The organism is Streptomyces sp. NPDC058751, assembly GCF_042746485.1.
GTDB lineage: Bacteria > Actinomycetota > Actinomycetes > Streptomycetales > Streptomycetaceae > Streptomyces.
Genome location: NZ_JBHYPZ010000016.1, coordinates 50410 through 67903, shown reverse-complemented (window position 1 = coordinate 67903; position 17494 = coordinate 50410). Strand labels below are relative to the sequence as shown.

The following is a 17494-nucleotide window of genomic DNA, read 5'->3' as shown; positions in this document are numbered from 1 at the left end:
CATCATGAACCCCGGAACCGTTCCGGTCAATCCCGGACATTCGCTTCACATACGCCGTATACGTACACTTGGAACTTGTCAGTGCATAAAGTCGACGGGAGCGGGATTTTCGAGCGGTTCACACGGAGGCAGGACATGGTCAGGGAACGGATGCGGGACAAGGGCGGCGAGGCCGCCGAGCCGGCGCGACGCGCCAGCGACCGGGGCCACTACGGCCGGCTGAACCGGGAACTCGTCCTCGCCGCCGCCCTGGAACTGGTGGACGAGGAAGGCCTCTCGGCGCTGAGCATGCGCCGGCTCGGCGCGCGGCTCGGCGTCGAGGCCATGGCGCTGTACCGCTACGCGCGGGGCAAGGACGCCCTGCTGGACGGACTGGTCGAGGCCCTCTACCTCGAACTGGGCGAACGTCTGTCCGCCGGTCCCGCGCCGGAGGTCACCGCGCAGACCGGCCCGGCCGCGTGGCGCGGGGAACTCCACCGGATCGCACGGGCGATGTACGAGGTCTGCCTCGCCCATCCCCAGGTGGTGCCGCTGCTCGCCACCCGCATGCTCGCCGTTCCACTGGCCCGCAGACCTCTGCCCGTGCTCAGGGAGTACGAGCGGGTGCTCGCGCTGCTCCAGGACGCGGGGCTCGACCTCACCCGGTCCGCGGCCGTCTTCCGCGCCTTCACCGGCTGGGTCCTCGGCTACCTCTCCGGGGAACTGCGCGCCATGGTCGACAACCCCGACGAGGAGGAACCCGCCTTCAGGCTGGGGCTGCACCGCATGCCGCCCCAGGAACTCCCCCGGCTCCGCGAGATCGCCGAGACCCTCGCCGAGCGGGGCGGCCCGGACGGCCTGGACGCCGGCCTGGACGCCTTGCTGGACCGCTTCGTACAGGACTGAAGATGCACCCGTCACTCCCCCGTGCCTACGATCGACAATGCCCCGGAACCCGGCGAACAGTCCCGTGCCGTCCGACGTAGGGAGGCGGTTCGGCTTGCTGCGGGCACTTCGCCTCACAGGCGGCTTCCTGCGGCCACGGCGCCTCGGTGTGTACGCCCTCCTGGTGGCGGCGACCACCGTCGTCTACATGGCCGTTCCCTCGACCCGGACCCCGCTGTGGGCCGTCATCGGACTCGGCGGCGTCGCCGCCGTGATCACCGGAATCGTCGTCAACCGCCCGAACCACCGCTGGCCGTGGTTCCTGCTGGCCGCCGGGCTGCTGGCCTTCTCCGCGGGCGACACCTCGTACAACGTGATGGAGTCGTACTTCGCCATCAACAATCCGTTCCCCTCCGTCGCGGACGCCTGCTACCTCGCCACCTATCCGCTGTTCGCCGCCGGTCTCTACGGGCTCGTCCGCTACCGCTGGCCCGGTCACGACCTGCCGAGCCTGCTCGACGCGCTGATCTTCGCCCTGGGGCTCGCCCTGCCGGTCTGGGTCTTCCTGGTGCAGCCGCTCGCCCACGTGCCGGGCCTGACGTGGCAGCAGCGCGCCATCAGCATCGCCTACCCGATCGGCGACGTCCTCGTCCTCGCGATGCTGGCCCGCCTGCTGGCCGCGAGCGGCGGCTCCGGCCGCATCCGCTCCGTCCAGCTCCTCGTACTGGGAACCGCGACGCTGCTCACCTTCGACATCGCGTACGGGATCCTCCAGCTCAACGACCTGTGGCAGACCGGAACCCTGCTGGACTCCGGCTGGATCGTGTTCTACACCGCCTGGGGACTCGCCGGACTGCATCCCTCGATGGTGGAACTGACCCGGCCCGTGGTGCGGCGGGAGTCCCTGCGGCCCACGCGTCGGCGGCTGTTCCTGCTCGCCGCGGCCACCCTGGTGGCGCCCGCGATCCTGCTGTACGAGGGACACGAAAGGCACGCGCAGGACGCCGCCGTGATCGCGGTCTTCTCCGCCGCGCTCTTCCTCCTGGTGATCCTCCGGCTCTCCGGGATGGTCGCGGCCCACCGCAGCGCCGTGGCGCGCGAGCTGGCGCTGCGCACGGCGGCCACGTCCCTCGTCTCGGCGGTCCGGCCGCAGGACGTGGCGCGGGCGTGCGACACCACGGTCAGCACGCTGTTCGGGCCCAAGGTGGCGCACCGCAGTCTCGTCCTGTCGGCCGAGTACGCGAGCGGGATGGCGACCCGTCGCACGCACCTGGTGCCCACCGAGGAACTCGGGGCGGACATCGCGGGCCGGCTCGACGGTCTGCCGACCACCCTGGTGTGCCCCATGATCCCGCCCGACGAGCCGACCGGAGAGCTTCCGGGCGTGCTGATGGCGGCGGGCCCCGAGCAGCAGCTCCGCGAGATCCAGAGCTCGCTGGAGATCCTGGCCTCGCACGCCGGCCTGGCCGTGGAACGCATCGCGCTGCGCCAGGAGATCATCCGCAAGGAGAGCGAGGCGTACTTCCGCACGCTGGTGCGCAACGCCTCGGACGTCATCCTGATCGTCGAGGACGACAACACCGTCCGGTACGCGAGCCCGTCCGCGCGGGCCGTCTTCGGCCAGGCCGAGCTGACCGGGGCGCCGCTGCCCGAACTCGTGGACTCCAGCGACCGGGCACGGGTGGTCAGGGGACTCGCCGCGCTGCGCAACGGCGGATCCCCCGAGACCCACGACCACTGGTGGGTGCTGCGCGACGGCAACCGCATCGAGGTCGAGGTGCGCTGCAGCGACCTGCGCGAGGACCCCACGGTCTCCGGTCTGGTCATCACCCTGCGGGACGTGACCGAGCAGCGGCGCCTGGAGCACGAGCTGACGGAGCGGGCGTTCCACGATCCGCTGACCGGTCTGCCCAACCGGACCCTGCTCCTGGAGCGGATCGAGCGCGCCCTGCTGCGCAGCCGCCGCGGGACGACGCTCACCTGCCTGCTCTTCATCGACCTCGACGACTTCAAGATGGTCAACGACACCATGGGGCACTCCACCGGCGACCATCTGCTGGCCGCCGTCGGCGAACGGCTCTCGGGTGCCCTGCGCCGCACGGACACCGCGGCCAGGCTCGGGGGCGACGAGTTCGCGGTGCTGATGGAGGACGCGAAGAAGCCGCTGGACGCCGAACTCCTGGCGGCCCAGGTGATCCAGGCGCTGAGCAGGCCGTTCACCCTGCCCGAGGGCTCGGTGAGCGTGTCCGCGAGCGTCGGCGTGGCCACCGCCCGGGACAGCACGGACGCCGAGGAACTCCTCGGCCACGCCGATCTGGCCCTCTACGCGGCCAAGGCGGCGGGCAAGCGGCAGTGGCGCAGGTTCCTGCCTCGGCTCCGGGTGCGGATGGTGGAGCGGCACGACCTGCAGGCACGGCTGGACGGTGCGGTGGCCCGGTCCGAGTTCGCCCTGCGCTACCAGCCCGTCGTCGACATCGCCGCGGGCGAGGTCGTCGGCTTCGAGGCGCTGGCCCGCTGGCCGCATCCGCAGCACGAGCCGGTCCCGCCGGACCAGTTCATCGCCCTCGCCGAGGAGACGGGGCACATCACACCGCTGGGCGCGTGGGTCCTGACGCACGCCACCACCGACATCGCCGGGCTCCAGCGGACGGCCGACGGGGCGGACCCGCCGTACGTGAGCGTGAACGTCTCCGCCCGCCAGTTCCGCGACAGCGGGTTCCTGGGCGAGGTGCGCAAGGCGCTGGAGACGCCGGGGCTCGCCCCCGGCTCGCTGCAGCTGGAGCTCACCGAGACGGTGCTGATGCGCCGGGACGCGCAGATCCAGGCGGTGCTGTACTCGCTCAAGGACCTCGGGGTGCACATAGCCGTCGACGACTTCGGCAGCGGCTACTCGTCGCTGCGGTACCTGCGGGACTTCCCCGTCGACGTACTGAAGATCGACAAGACGTTCATCGACGACATCGCGCTGGACACCCGGCAGGTCGCGCTCGTCGAGGGGATCGTCGGTCTGGCCGACACCCTGGGCATCCAGGTGATCGCCGAGGGGATCGAGGACCAGGTGCAGCGGGATCTCCTGGCCGGCATGGGATGCCGGTTCGGACAGGGTTTCCTCTTCGCCCGGCCGATGACGCTGCAGCAGAGCGAGCTTCTGCTGCGGCGGCCCGACGGGGTTCGCACCCCGGCACGGTCCGCCGCCAGGACGGCGGAAGCGAGGCACGAAATGGAACCCACGGAGCCGGCGGCCGCCGAACCGCGCGAGGAGCCGGCCGCCCCGCCCGGGACGGCGGGGACCGGCGGCGAGCGGACGAACGGCACGAGGACACAGGGCGCACGGACACCGGACGCGCGGACGCAGGACGCGCGGACCGGGAGCGGGCGGACGGGCGGCCCCCAGACGGAGGGCACACGCCGCTCCAGGCGCTGGCGCGACCTGGAACACCTGCGGCAGACCAACCCCATGAGCGACGCCGTGCTGGACGAGGTGCTCGGCCGGCACATCCGCAGCGGCGACCACTGGATGATCGACTTCGCCTCCTGCAACTACCTCGGCTTCGACTGCGATCCGGAGATCATCCAGGCGATCGAGCCGGCCGTGCGCCGCTGGGGCACCCATCCGAGCTGGTCCCGGCTGATCGGCAGTCCGAAGCTGTACCCGGACATCGAGGAGCGGCTCGCCGACCTGCTCGGCGCCCCGGACACGCTGCTGCTCCCCACCGCCACCCTGATCCACTCCTCGGTGATCCCCGCCCTGGCGGGCGAGGGCCACGTCTTCGTCGAGGCCACGGCGCACCGGACCGTGTTCGACGGATGCGTGGGAGCCCGTGGACAGGGCGCGACGCTGCACCGGTTCCACGCCGAACGCCCCGACGAACTGGCCGCCATGCTGGACGGGGTTCCCGCCGGCCTGCCCCGGCTCGTCTGTCTGGACGGCGTGAACAGCATGAGCGGGAACATCCCCGACCTGCCGGGACTGGCCGAGGTGTGCCGTCCCCGGAACGCCCTGATGTACGTCGACGACGCGCACGGCTTCGGCGTCATCGGGGAGCGCGGCCCGCACGAGTCGTGTCCGTACGGGAACCGCGGCAACAGCGTCGTGCGGCACACGGGAGAGTCGTACGAGGGGATCGTCCTCGTCGGCGGGTTCTCCAAGGCGTACTCGTCGCTGCTGGCCTTCGTGGCGCTTCCGAGCTCGCTCAAGGACCGCCTCAAGACCGCCGCCGCCCCCTACCTCTACTCGGGTCCGTCGCCCACCGCCTCCCTCGCCACGGCGCTGGCCGGCCTCGACGCCAACGACAGACGCGGGGACGCCATCCGGGCCGATCTGTACCGCAAGACCGGCAGGGTGCTCGACCACCTGGAGGAACTGGGGGTGGGCACGCTCAACACGGACCGTCTGCCCATCATCGAGATACCCCTGGCCGACGCCGACGACCTGGACGCGGTCGGCGGGTTCCTGTGGGACAACGGCATCTACGTGACCCTGGCGGCCTACCCCCTCGTACCGCGCGACCGGGTCGGTTTCCGGGTCCAGCTCACCGCGCTCAACTCCGACGAGGACGTCGAACGGCTCAACGACGCGCTCACCCGGCTCACCGAGCGCTACCGGCTGCGGCCGAGGAACGGAGTCGGCGATGCCGGTTCTCAATGACGACGTGGACTGGGACAGCTGGCCCGTCGAGGACTATCTGGCGGAGAACTACCGCGAGCTGCACCCCTCGGACGCGGCGGTCATCGCCCACCACTGCGCGTTCTACCGCGCCTTCGCGCCGGGCAGCGTCGGCCGGTCCGTGGAGGTCGGCGCCGGCCCCAACCTCTATCCGCTGATCCTCGCGTCCGCCGCGAGCCGCCGGATAGACGCCGTGGAGGCGGGGGCCTCCAACGCCGCCTATCTGGAGCGGCAGTTGAACGGGACGCCGGAGGAGAGCTGGCTGCCGTTCCACGCGTTGTGCCGCAGCCTCAACCCGGACGTGCCCGAGACCCTGGAGGGGTCGCTGTCCGCGGTGCGGCTGGTGCACGGCGACCTGAGGTCCGTCGAACCGGGGAGCTACGACCTCGCCTCCATGCACTTCGTGGCCGAGGGCGCCACCGAGGACTTCGAGGAGTTCAAGGAGTTCTGCCGCTGGTTCGTCCGGTGCGCGGTACCGGGCGGGCACCTGGTCGCCGCCTTCATGGAGAACATGCCGACCTACCGGATCGGCGCCGAGTCCCGCTGGCCCGGCTGTCCGGTGGACACGGAGGTGATCACCGAGGTGTTCACCCCTCTCACCGACCGGCTCTCGGTCGGCCGCATCCCGTCGGACCCGACCCTGCCGGACTACGGGGACTCCGGGATGGTCCTGCTCACCGGGGTGGCGGCGGCCCGTACCGGCTCAGCCGAGTTCCAGTGACGTCACCCCGTACACGCGTCCGCCCGCGAACTCCCTGACCGGACCGGTGTACATGCGGGCCGTCTCGAAGGAGGGGGCGAGGCCCAGCTCCTCGGCCAGCGCGACGGCCGCCGTGTTCGCCCGGGGCACGTCGACGGCGATCGTCCTGCCGCCCGCGTCGGCGGCGAGCGCGGAGAACAGGGCGCGGGCGTCGTCGGCGGTGTCGGCGAAGAGGGGACCGATCCGCAGGGAGTCACGCGCCGGACGGATCACGGCGTACCCGCTCAGCCGGCCCTCGCCGGTGTGCCGTACGAAGGTGCGGTGGCCGGGGGCGGACAGCCACGACTCCAGGAACACCGGCCGGTCGGCCGGGCAGCAGGCACTGTCGTACGCCGTGACGTCCGCGCGGTCCGCCGAAGTGGCCGCCCGTACGCCCGACGGCTCCTCCCCCACGGGGGCCACACCGGTGAACCGGGCGGTCCGGTAGGCGAGTTCGAACCCGGACTTGCGGTAGTTGTCCTGCTGCGCGACCACGCCGTCGAGGCCGACGGTCCGGCCGCCCGCGTGGGCGAGGGCGGCCTCCCAGGTGGCGAGACCGTATCCGCGGCCGCGCAGGTCGGGGCGTACGAGATAGAAGCCGAGGAAGGCGTAGTCGGCGCTGTAGTTGACCACCGAGACGGCCGAGACCGGCTCGCCGTCGACGCGCCCGATGAAGAAACCGTCGGGATCCTGCGCGAAGAAGCTCACGCTGTCGGACAGGCCGGGGTTCCATCCCTCGTCCGCCGCCCAGCCGCCGACGGTCTTCCAGTCGTCGAGCGTGGCCTGGCCGACGACGAGGCCGACGGGTCCCGGAGAGGTCATGGGGCACTCCAATGCGTACGGGTCGGGTGGGCGCCGGCTCGCGGTGCGCCGGCCGGTCGCTCGCGCAGCATCCTCGCCGATCTCCGTGCCGATCGCAGCGACGGGCGCCGCGCGCCGGAAGGGATTCGGCCACTTCGGCACGCACGGCGCCGTCGCCGTGGGGCCGTCGCCGTGGGGCCGGTGGACGCCCGCCCGGTTCGGCGCGGTCACCGTCCGCCCGGGGTACCGGGCGGGAGGGAGGGCGGACGGGGAGAGCGGACACCGAGGAGGGGCGTGGAGGAGGCTCCATCGGTCACCCGTCCGATGGAGCCCCCCGTCCATGACCGCCGCGGGTCAGCGCACCGCGGCGGGCCGGAACCGGCGGAACAGGACGGCGCCGCCGATCAGCATCGCCGCGCTCGCCGCGACGGCGGGCATCGCGGCGTCCGCACCCGTGTGGGCGAGGGTGGCCACGGCCCCGCTCCTGTCCGGGACCTGCTCCGGGACCTCGGCGGCGGGGACCTCCGCGGGCGGGGCCGACGGCTCGGGGGCGGGTTTCACGGCGTGGTGCTCCCGCACGGGCTCGGTTCCCGAGTCGTTGACCGACTCGTTCCCGACGGCCGGGTTGCCGAGGCCGACCGCCGTCACGGAGTTCCCGCTGACGTTGACCGGGAGGTCCACCGGAAGCTGCAGGCCGTTGCCCGAGAGCACACCCGGCGAGTCCTTTTCCCGACCGTGCGCGACCGCGCCCCCGCCGCCCCGGCTGTCCCCGTCGGCCGTGGTGCCACGGCCTGCGGGCCCCGCGTGCGTTCCGGCTCCCCCGTGCCGGCCTCCGCCGGTCACGGTCGCGCCGCCTCCGGCGCCCTCGTTGGCGCAGCGGTTGCCCGCGGCGGGGTTGAGCAGCCCGACCACGTTCACCGTGTTCCCGCACAGGTTCACGGGAACGTGCACGGGAAGCTGGACGGTGTTGCCGGAGACCAGGCCGGGCGAGCCTGACGCCGCCCCGTCAGCAGCGGAGTCGGCGTGCGCCGGCACGACCGCGGCCAGCGCGCCCGAGGCGGCGGCCGCGGCGATCAAACCGTTTCGGGTCACCCGTTTCATTCGTTCACTGCCTTCCTGACAACCACGTGGGCGCTCGCCCACATTGCCAAGAACGCCCGAGGACCATCCGAGTTATGGCTTATCTGCCTTTCACCCCTTCGAGCGGCCCCTCTTTCGAACGGCCGGAGCGCCCCGTACGAGGGACACCGGCACGGGCGGGGGACGACGGGCGGTTCCGCCCGCCCGGAGGCGTGCCCCGAAGGCCGCGTCTATCGTGATCCGGGAGGTATCGCCGGTCCACCGCAGGCGACCCTGGAGGCAGGCATGCTGTCCGTGCACCGACGCTTCGCGCTCGTGGGAGCCGCCACGGCGACGCTGACCCTGCTGGCGGCGGGCCTGCCGGCGGCGGCCGACGACGCGAGGCCCGCCCTGTCCCGCTTCTACGACCAGAAGGTCACGTGGGCGGCCTGCGAGGGCGAGGGCATGCCCGAGGACCTGCAGTGCGGCAAGGTCACCGTGCCCCTGGACTACGCGAGGCCGGGCGGCGACACGCTCGACCTGGCGCTGGCCCGCTACCGGGCGACGGGCCGTTCACGCGGGTCGGTACTGCTGAACTTCGGCGGTCCGGGGGGCGCGGGCGTTCCCGGGCTCGCCGCGGACGGCAAGGACTTCATGGGCCTGACCGACGGCTACGACGTGGTGACCTTCGACCCCCGCGGCGTCGGCCGCTCCTCGCCCGTGAGCTGCGGCGACGGTATGAACGAGATCTTCGGGACCGCGGCGGCCGACACCGACGTGCAGGCGGCGCTCAAGGCGGTCGAGAAGGCCGCCGACGCCTGCGCCGCGCACTCGGGGGCCGTCCTGCCCCACATCGGCACGGTCGACGCCGCCCGCGACATGGACGTGATACGCCAGGCGCTCGGTGACAAGAAGCTCAACTACCTCGGGTTCTCGTACGGCACGCGGCTGGGCGCGGTGTACGCGGCCCAGTTCCCCGGGAGGACGGGACGGATGGTGCTCGACGGGGTCGACACCCTCACCGAGCCGATCACCGAGCAGGGCCGCGCGGGCGCGGCGGGACAGCAGACCGCACTCGACGGCTTCATCGCCTGGTGCGCGAAGAACATGGCCTGCCCGTTCGGACAGGACCGGCGCAGCGCCGGCGAGCGGATGGGCCGGCTCGTCCGGTCGCTCGACGAGAGTCCGGTGACGTCGGCCTTCGGCCAGGAGTTCTCCGGGCAGGACCTGGTGGGGGCGATCGGCCAGGCGCTCTACAGCAGGGAGATGTGGCCCGTCCTCGAACAGTCCCTCGCCCTGCTGGTCCAGGACGGCGACCCCCGCGGACTCGCCCAGCTCTACGGCGGCGCCTCCCTGCCCGCCACCTCCACACCCGTCAGACAGCGGCCGCGGCAGGACGGCGGCCTCGTCGACGTGGAGGACGTCCCCCTCGACAACCTTCCCGCCGCCCTGATGGCCGTCAACTGCGCCGACGACCCCGACCGGCCCGGTGCCGAGGAGGTGGCCCGGCAGGTCGCCGGACTGCGTGCCGCCTACCAGGAGGCTTCGCCGGTCTTCGGCCGGTACCGGCTCGCCCAGGTGCTGATGTGCTACGGCCGTCCGAAGGGCACCGACTACATACGCGAGAAGGTCCGTGACGTACCCGCCCCGAAGATGCTGCTGGTCGGCACCCGCGGCGACCCGGCCACCCCCTACCGCTGGACCGTGGAGACCGCCAGGCGTCTCGGTCCCTCCGCCGTGGTGCTCGACAACAGGGGCGAGGGGCACACCGGGTACGCGTCCTCGAAGTGCGTGCACCGCAAGGTCGACGACTTCCTGCTGTACGGGGCCCTGCCGGCCGACGGCAGTTCCTGCGGACCGGAGGACACGGACGGCTACTGACCGGCGTCCCACAGGGTGAGCGTCGCGGCCCGCGCGTGTGTCCCGGCCGGCGGCCTTCGCCCCATGGGTTTGACTCGGGGTGTGCGCCGGATGCTCCCACTGCTGCTCATCGCCCTCGGCGCGGCCGGGGCGCTGCTCCTGGCGGGCGCGGTCTCGGCGTGGTGGTGGTGCGCGGCGGGCCCGCTGCTGGCGCTGACCGCGCTCGGCGCCGGGGACCTGGCGCAGCGCCGTCACTCCGTGCGGCGCAACTATCCGCTGCTCGGCCGTCTGTGCTTCCCGCCGGAGACCGTGCTCCGGGGACGCCGGCGGTACGCCGACGGACGCGACACCGGCGGGCGTCCCTTCGACCGGACGGTCCGGGCCGTCGTGTACGAGCGGGCCGGGGGCGGCGGGGCGGAGGAGCCGTTCGGCACGGCGCGTGATGTGTACGCGGACGGTCACGAGTTCCTGGAGCCGTCGATGCGTCCCGTCGAGGCGCCGGACGAGCCGCCCGTCGTCCGGGTGGGCGGCCCCGACTGCACCAAGCCCTACGACATGGCCCTCCTGAACGTCTCCGCGATGAGTTTCGGAGCCCTGTCGCCGAACGCCGTGCTGGCGCTCAACAGGGGTGCGGCGCTCGGGGGGTTCGCGCACGACACCGGCGAGGGCGGTCTGTCGGACCACCATCTGCGCGGCGGCGGTGACCTCGTCTGGGAGATCGGCACGGGGTACTTCGGGTGCCGTACTCCCGAAGGGGACTTCGAGGCAAGGGAGTTCGCGGACAAGGCCGCCCTGCCCGAGGTGAGGTGCGTGTCGCTGAAGCTCTCCCAGGGGGCGGGGGCGGGGTCCGGCGGGGTGCTGCCCGGGGTGAAGGTGAACGCGGAGATCGCGCGGGCGCGCGGTGTGCCCGAGGGGGTGACCGTCGTGTCGCCTCCGTTCCACCGGGTGTTCTCGACCCCGAGGGAACTGGTGCGGTTCGTCGCGCGGATGCGGGAGCTGGCGGGCGGCAAGCCGACGGGCCTCAAGCTGTGCGTCGGCTCGCGGCGGCAGTTCCTGGCCGTCTGCAAGGCGATGCTCGCCGAGGGGGTGACCCCCGACTTCATCGTCGTGGACGGCTCGGAGGGCGGTACGGGGGCGGCGGCCCCGGAGTTCGCGGCGGCCCTCGGCACGCCGCTGACCGAGGGGCTGGTCACGGTGCACAACGCGCTGGTCGGCACCGGGCTGCGCGACCGGGTCCGGATCGGTGCGAGCGGCAGGGTCGCCACCGGCTCGGACATCGTCAAGCGCCTGCTCCAGGGTGCCGACTACACCAACGCGGCCCGCGCGATGATGCTGGCCGTCGGCTGCGTCCAGGCCCTGCGGTGCCACACGAACACCTGTCCGACCGGTGTGGCGACCCAGGATCCGCGCCGGGTCCGCGCGCTGGACGTGGCCGACAAGGCCGAGCGGGTGCGGCGCTACCAGCGGGCCACCGTGCGCAGCGCGAGCCGGATCATGGCGGCGATGGGCGTGCGGGAGCCCGGCGAACTCACCCCGCACCGGCTGCTGCGGCGCGTCGGGCCGGTGACGGTGAGGTCGTACGCGGAGCTCTACGAGTGGCTGGCGCCCGGGGTGCTGCTCGCCGAGCCGCCCTCGTCCTGGGCGGCGGACTGGGCGGCAGCCGATCCGGACGCCTTCTGAGCCGGGGACGTCAGAAGGCGACGGGGTCCCGCACGATGGGGCAGGTCATGCAGTGGCCGCCGCCGCGTCCTCGCCCCAGTTCGGACCCGACGATGGTGATGACCTCGACGCCGGCCTCGCGCAGCAGGGTGTTGGTCTGGGTGTTGCGGTCGTAGGTGAACACCACGCCGGGCTCCAGGGCGACGGCGTTGTTGCCGCTGTCCCACTGCTGGCGTTCGGAGGCGTACACGTCGCCGCCGGTCTCGACGATCCGCAGTTCGGGCAGTCCCAGCGCCTCGGCGACGACGTCGGTGAACGCGCGTGAGCCCTCGTCGGTGAGTTCGACACCGGGTGCCTTGTCGCTCGGCCGCAGGGAGAACGTGTGCACCGAGTCCATGATGGCCGGATACAGGGTGACGAGGTCGCGGTCGGCGAAGGTGAAGACGGTGTCGAGGTGCATCGCGGAGCGCAGTTTCGGCATGCCCGCGACCACGACGCGCTCGGCCGCCCCGGCCTGGAACAGGGCGGCGGCGACCTGGCTGATGGCCTGCCGGGAGGTGCGCTCGCTCATGCCCATGAGGACGACGCCGCCTCCGACCGGCATGATGTCGCCGCCCTCGAACGTGGCCTGGCCCCAGGAGAGTTCGGGGTCGCCCCACCACACCCTGGAGCCCGTGAAGTCCGGGTGGAAGGAGTAGACGGCCTTCATCAGGAGCGTCTCGTCGTGCCGGGCCGGCCAGTAGAGCGGGTTGAGGGTCAGGCCCTCGTAGAGCCAGCACGTGGTGTCGCGGGTGTAGAGGGTGTTGGGCAGCGGCGGCATGAGGTATTCGCGTACGCCGGTCGACTCGCGGGCCAGGGAGAGGTAGCCGGCGCGGAACTCGTCGGGCAGGTCGGCCGTGGAGAGTCCGCCGATCAGGTACTCGGCGAGGGCGGCGGGTTCGAGGGTCTCCAGGAAGGCCCGCGTGCCGTCGACGAGTCCGAGTCCGACCTCGTTCGCGGTGATCTTCCGGTCGAGGAGCCAGTCCTTCGCCACGGGCAGGGCCATGGTCTGCGCGAGCAGGTCGTGCAGCTCCACGACCTCCACCCCGCGCCCGCGCAGTTTGTCGACGAAGTCGGCGTGGTCGCGCTGGGCGTTCTCCACCCACATCACGTCGTCGAAGAGCAGGTCGTCGGCGTTGGTCGGGGTGAGCCTGCGGTGGGCGAGGCCCGGTGCGCAGACCAGGACCTTGCGCAGTCTGCCGACCTCGGAGTGGACGCCGTACGTCGGACGGCTCGTGGTGTCCTGACTGGTCACGGTGTGCCTTTCTCCGGGGCGGGGCCCTGTCTCCGGGACGGAGGCCGACGGGTCACAGACTGATCCAGCCCAGCGCCAGGGCGACGACCCCCGTGACGGCGCCGGCGACCGAGACGACGAGGATGACCAGTTCACGGGGCGAGAACAGCGTCCTGCCCTGTTCCCGGCGCGCCATCACGAACAGCACGGTGGCGGGCGCGTAGACGATGAAGGAGACGAGGATGTACTTCGGTCCGGCCGCGTACAGCAGGAAGGCGGTGTAGATCGTGGCGAGGGATGCGACGACGAGATCGCCGCCGAACCGGTGCCGGGCGATCTTCAGGGCGAAGGCTGCCGCCAGCAGGAACGGGATCAGCGTCAGGGCGCTGGTCAGGTCGAGCGCGAAGTTGAAGGCGTCGTCCGAGAAGAGGGTCACGACCAGGACCGTCTGGGTGAGCAGGGTGCTCAGCAGCAGCGCGGGGGCCGGCACGTCGGCCCGTGTGGAGCGGGCCAGGAAGCGGGGCATGTCCTCGTCCTTGGCCGCGACGAACAGGACTTCGGCCGCCATCAGGGTCCAGGCGAGGTACGCGCCGAGCACCGAGACGATGAGGCCGACACTGACGAAGACCTCGCCCCAGTTGCCGACCGCGCTCTCCAGGACTCCGGCCATCGACGGCTGTCTGAGCTCGGCGATCTCCTCCATGGGCAGCAGCCCGTACGACACGATCGTGACCGAGGCGAAGACGGCGAACACGCTGAGGAAGCCGAGGACGGTGGCCCGGCCGACGTCCTCGCGGCGCCTGGCGTGCCGGGAGTACACGCTCGCCCCCTCGACGCCGAGGAACACGAAGACGGTGGCCAGCATGGTGCCCTTGACCTGCTCGAACAGTGAACCGTAGGCGGCGCCGCTCCAGTTCTCCGCGAAGACGTGGGGCTTCAGGTAGAAGAGCGCCAGTACGACGAAGACGAGGATCGGGACGACCTTGGCCACGGTGACGATCCGGTTGATGGCCGCCGCCTCCTTCACCCCGCGCCGGATGAGGAAGAAGAAGGCCCACAGGCCGACCGAGGAGAGCACGACCGCGAGGACGGTGTCCCCGTCGCCGAGCGCGGGCGCGACGGCCCCGATCGTCGACATGATGAGCACCCAGTAGGTCACGTTGCCCACGCAGGCGCTGGCCCAGTAGCCGAAGGCCGAGAAGAACCCGAGGTATTCGCCGAAGCCCGCCTTGGCATAGGCGTAGACACCCGCGTCCAGGTCCGGCCTGCTGACGGCGAGCCGCTGGAAGACGAAGGCGAGCATCAGCATGCCGGTGCCGGCGACGGCCCAGGCGACGAGCGCGCCCGCGACACCCGTCTCCTCGGCGAACCTCCGGGGGAGGGAGAACACTCCGGCGCCGACCATGGAGCCGACGACCATCATGGAGAGCGTGACCAGGGTCAGCTTGGCGGCCGGTGCCGCCTCGGGTTCGGTGTCGACCTGCGTCATGGGTGTCCTGCGGGGAGGGCATCGTCGTGCTCGACCACGATGCGGGCAACGTCATTCGACGACCTGAGCGACATTAACAACCAATTGCCCGGAATGCGCACAGGAGAACGGCGCCGGGGTGGTGCGTCACCGATCTCCGCGGCCGACAATCGGGGCACCGGGCCGGAGCGGCCCGGGCAGTCGTCGGAGAGGTGTGCACCGCGTGAGCAAGCTGTTGGGCGTGGCGGTCCTGGGTGCCGGACACATGGGAGCCGACCATGTACGCCGCCTGGACCGGGTGGTGAACGGCGCCAGGGTCGCCGCCGTGGCGGATCCCGACACCGGCCGCGCCGAGGAGGCGGTGGCGGGCATGGACGACGTGCCGGTCCATGCCGAGGCGGCAGCCGCGCTCGACGCGCCCGGCGTGGAGGCCGTCCTGATCGCCTCCCCCGGCCCCGCGCACGAGGAGGCCCTGCTCGCGGCCTTCGCCCGGGGCCTGCCGGTGCTGTGCGAGAAGCCGCTGGTCCCGGAGTCCGCCGGGGCGCTGCGGGTGATGGAGGCGGAGGTGCGGCTCGGCCGGCGGCTGGCACAGGTCGGGTTCATGCGCCGGTACGACGCCGAGTACCTGCGCCTCAAGTCCCTGCTGGACAGCGGCCGGCTGGGCCGCCCGCTCATGCTGCACTGCACGCACCGCAACGTCTCCTCGCCGCCCGACTTCACCTCGGCGATGCTGGTCAACAGTTCCGTGTCGCACGAGATCGACGCGGCGCGCTGGCTGCTGGGGCAGGAGCTCACGGCGGTGACCGTGCTGCGCCCCCGGTCGTCCGCGGCCGCGCCCGAGGGGCTCGTCGACCCCCAGTTCGTGCTGTTCGAGACGGCCGGGGGCGCCCTGGTCGACGTCGAGGTCTTCGTGAACTGCGGGTTCGGCTACCAGGTGGCGTGCGAGGCGGTGTGCGAGGCGGGGAGCGCGCGGATCGGGGACGGACGCTCCGTGGCCGTGACGACGGCGGGCGGCCGGCACGAGGAGGTGGCGCAGGACTATCTCGTCCGTTTCGCCGACGCCTACGACCGCGAGGTGCAGGCGTGGGTGGACGCCACCCGGGCCGGCCGGGTCACCGGTCCCGGGGTCTGGGACGGGTACGCGGCGTCCGCCGTCGCCGAGGCGGGGGTCCGGGCGCTGGAGAGCGGCGGCCGGGTGGCCGTCGAACTCGTCCCGCGCCCGGACCTCTACGCCTGACCGGCCCGCCGACGGACTTCGCGCGCCCGCCCCGAAACACGCGCCGGACACTCGCACAAACGCCCTTCGAACAGCAGAATGAAAGCCTTGCGCGGGACCACCTGTGACCCTCAAGTCACGTACGTCGCCTACGACTTGGCCCAGAAAAGCGACTACCGCATCAGGGCTGGTCACCCACTCCGGGAGGACTGCGGCATATGCCAGAAGCATGACCGTATCGGGTGTTGCCAAATCACTTACAGTGCGTCGCGGGCTGTGCAACAGTCGTAACGGTCCTTCCGCCGCCCAGGTCGTACCGTCCCCGCATCGGAGTACGTCATGCCACCCCACCTCTCCGCGGACCGCCCCGCCGCCCAGCCGCCCGGCCGCGGCACGGTCGACGCGCTCATCTCGCAGACGCGGCGCCTTCGCGGCGAGGTGGACGCGGTGCGGCGTGAGGCGCCCGCCGACGAGGAGGACGCGGAGGGGCGCTGGCAGCGCGCGCTGTGCGATCTGGCGCTGCACCAGCTGAGCGACCTGGACACGCACCTGGCCCAGCTGCGGGACGGGCCGACGGAGCTCCCCGTCCCGCCCGGGACCGCCTCCGACGCCCGCACCGTGCCGGCCGACCCCCCGCGCGGCTCGCTGCTGAGCCGGGTCGGCAGCGCCGAGTGGAACCTGCTGACGGACGAGGCCAGTTGGTCCGGCGAGCTCTACCGGATCCTGGGCCGCGACGCCGCCGCTCCCCCGCTCACCCTCGACGAACTGCCCTCACTGGTCCTCGACGAGGACCGGCCGACGCTGACGGCGATGGTCACCGACTGCCTCATCGACGCCAAGCCCATCGACGGCGAGTTCCGCATCGTGCGCCCCGACGGCGACGTGCGGACCGTGCACATGATGGGTGAGCCCGTGCTCGGCGCCGACGGCGGCACCGCCTCGATGTGGGCCGTGCTGCGCGACGTCAGCGAACTGCGCCGCACCCAGCGGACGGTGGGCGAGACCCGGGAATCCCTCCAGCGCCGACGGCACGTCGCACAGACCGAGCACCGGCTCGCCGTCGAACTCCAGGAGGCCGTGCTGCCGCCCTGGCGCGGCTCCCTGCGCCTCCCCCGCCAGGGCCCCGGCGCCCTGGACGTGGCGGCTCACTACCTGCCGTCGTCGACCAGCGCGCTGATCGGCGGCAACTGGTACGACGCCCTCGAACTCCCGGACGGGGAAACCCTGTTGAGCGTCGGCGACCTCACCGGCCACGGGGTCACCGTGACGTCCGGCATGGCGATGCTGCTCGGCGCGCTGCGCGGCATGGCCGTGACGGGCACCCGGCCCGGTCAACTCCTCTCCTGGCTCAATCAGTTGCTCGACTCCACCGTCCAGCCCGCCCTGGGCAGCGCCGTCTGCTGCCGCTACCTCCCGGCGACCCGCACCCTGAACTGGGCGCAGGCGGGACACCCCGCCCCGCTGCTCTACCGCGACGGGACGGGGCGTGCGCTGACCGCGCCGGAAGGCGTCCTGCTGGGAGCCACCTCCGGCGCCGTCTACGGGCAGGCCGAGGAAACCCTCCGCGCGGGCGACCTGCTGCTCCTGCACACCGAGGGACTGGTTCCCCGGTGGTCAGGGGCCCCGCACCCGGAGGAGGCCGAGGGCCGGCGAGGAGCGGGGGACGTCCGGAGGCTGCTCGACCTGGCCCCACGCTTCGGCGAGGCCCGTACGGCCCAGGACTGCATTCGGATGGTTGTCGAGGAGTTCGGTGCGACCGAGCGCGAGGACGACGCCTGCGTGCTGATCGCCCGGATCGGATCGTGACGCCGCCGAGGACGACGGGAATGCCGGAAACGCCGGAGCCCCGAGGCACCGGATCGGACGAGGGGGACGGCCAGGACCTGCGT

General features: G+C 72.3%; 11 protein-coding genes. 7 read left to right on the top strand and 4 right to left on the bottom strand.

Annotation, left to right across the window (positions count from 1 at the left end; translation table 11 throughout):
- The first annotated feature begins 135 nt into the window (after positions 1-135).
- From ACFW6B_RS16930 to ACFW6B_RS16920, 3 genes are all read left to right on the top strand, one after another.
- Positions 136-885 (top strand): TetR/AcrR family transcriptional regulator, encoded by a 750-nt coding sequence (locus ACFW6B_RS16930; RefSeq protein ID WP_386596622.1) that lies wholly within the window; start codon positions 136-138, stop codon positions 883-885.
- Positions 886-1072: 187 nt separating this feature from the next.
- Positions 1073-5512 (top strand): aminotransferase class I/II-fold pyridoxal phosphate-dependent enzyme, encoded by a 4440-nt coding sequence (locus ACFW6B_RS16925; protein WP_386596794.1) that lies wholly within the window; start codon positions 1073-1075, stop codon positions 5510-5512.
- Complete coding sequence (locus ACFW6B_RS16920) at positions 5496-6251, top strand: class I SAM-dependent methyltransferase (protein ID WP_386596620.1); 756 nt, start codon at positions 5496-5498, stop codon at positions 6249-6251. Before ACFW6B_RS16925 ends, ACFW6B_RS16920 begins: the two co-directional genes overlap by 17 nt.
- On the opposite strand, the gene ACFW6B_RS16915 is transcribed toward ACFW6B_RS16920, so the two are convergent.
- A complete protein-coding gene (locus ACFW6B_RS16915) occupies positions 6234-7091 on the bottom strand; it encodes a GNAT family N-acetyltransferase (RefSeq protein ID WP_386596617.1) in 858 nt (285 codons plus the stop codon). The genes ACFW6B_RS16920 and ACFW6B_RS16915 overlap by 18 nt on opposite strands.
- Before the next feature lie 333 nt (positions 7092-7424).
- Positions 7425-8171, bottom strand: coding sequence for a chaplin (locus ACFW6B_RS16910; RefSeq protein WP_386596615.1), 747 nt, complete (start codon positions 8169-8171; stop codon positions 7425-7427).
- Positions 8172-8435: 264 nt separating this feature from the next.
- Between ACFW6B_RS16910 and ACFW6B_RS16905 the strand changes: the two genes are divergently transcribed.
- Positions 8436-10010, top strand: coding sequence for an alpha/beta hydrolase (locus tag ACFW6B_RS16905; RefSeq protein WP_386596613.1), 1575 nt, complete (start codon positions 8436-8438; stop codon positions 10008-10010).
- Between the two features lie 90 nt (positions 10011-10100).
- Entirely contained in the window at positions 10101-11669 is a 1569-nt protein-coding gene (locus tag ACFW6B_RS16900; RefSeq protein ID WP_386596611.1) for an FMN-binding glutamate synthase family protein, read from the top strand.
- Between the two features lie 10 nt (positions 11670-11679).
- Here ACFW6B_RS16900 and ACFW6B_RS16895 read toward each other — a convergent pair whose 3' ends face one another.
- Positions 11680-12942, bottom strand: a complete 1263-nt coding sequence (locus ACFW6B_RS16895; protein ID WP_386596609.1) for an arginine deiminase — start codon at positions 12940-12942, stop codon at positions 11680-11682.
- Between the two features lie 52 nt (positions 12943-12994).
- On the bottom strand, positions 12995-14410 hold the full coding sequence (locus tag ACFW6B_RS16890) for a basic amino acid/polyamine antiporter (RefSeq protein WP_386596606.1): 1416 nt from the start codon (positions 14408-14410) through the stop codon (positions 12995-12997).
- Between the two features lie 202 nt (positions 14411-14612).
- On the opposite strand from ACFW6B_RS16890, the gene ACFW6B_RS16885 reads away from it, so the two are divergent.
- A complete protein-coding gene (locus tag ACFW6B_RS16885) occupies positions 14613-15626 on the top strand; it encodes a Gfo/Idh/MocA family protein (RefSeq protein ID WP_386596604.1) in 1014 nt (337 codons plus the stop codon).
- A gap of 318 nt (positions 15627-15944) precedes the next feature.
- Positions 15945-17411: a PP2C family protein-serine/threonine phosphatase gene (locus tag ACFW6B_RS16880; protein ID WP_386596602.1), complete on the top strand. Its 1467-nt coding sequence runs from the start codon at positions 15945-15947 to the stop codon at positions 17409-17411.
- Positions 17412-17494: the final 83 nt, after the last annotated feature.

Excerpts from the sequence above, each read along its gene's own strand:
- ACFW6B_RS16930 (WP_386596622.1), top strand. The coding sequence starts at position 136 with ATGGTCAGGGAACGGATGCGGGACAAGGGCGGCGAGGCCGCCGAGCCG.
- ACFW6B_RS16925 (WP_386596794.1), top strand. The coding sequence starts at position 1,073 with ATGGCCGTTCCCTCGACCCGGACCCCGCTGTGGGCCGTCATCGGACTC.
- ACFW6B_RS16920 (WP_386596620.1), top strand. The coding sequence starts at position 5,496 with ATGCCGGTTCTCAATGACGACGTGGACTGGGACAGCTGGCCCGTCGAG.
- ACFW6B_RS16915 (WP_386596617.1), bottom strand. The coding sequence starts at position 7,091 with ATGACCTCTCCGGGACCCGTCGGCCTCGTCGTCGGCCAGGCCACGCTC.
- ACFW6B_RS16910 (WP_386596615.1), bottom strand. The coding sequence starts at position 8,171 with ATGAAACGGGTGACCCGAAACGGTTTGATCGCCGCGGCCGCCGCCTCG.
- ACFW6B_RS16905 (WP_386596613.1), top strand. The coding sequence starts at position 8,436 with ATGCTGTCCGTGCACCGACGCTTCGCGCTCGTGGGAGCCGCCACGGCG.
- ACFW6B_RS16900 (WP_386596611.1), top strand. The coding sequence starts at position 10,101 with ATGCTCCCACTGCTGCTCATCGCCCTCGGCGCGGCCGGGGCGCTGCTC.
- ACFW6B_RS16890 (WP_386596606.1), bottom strand. The coding sequence starts at position 14,410 with ATGACGCAGGTCGACACCGAACCCGAGGCGGCACCGGCCGCCAAGCTG.
- ACFW6B_RS16880 (WP_386596602.1), top strand. The coding sequence starts at position 15,945 with ATGCCACCCCACCTCTCCGCGGACCGCCCCGCCGCCCAGCCGCCCGGC.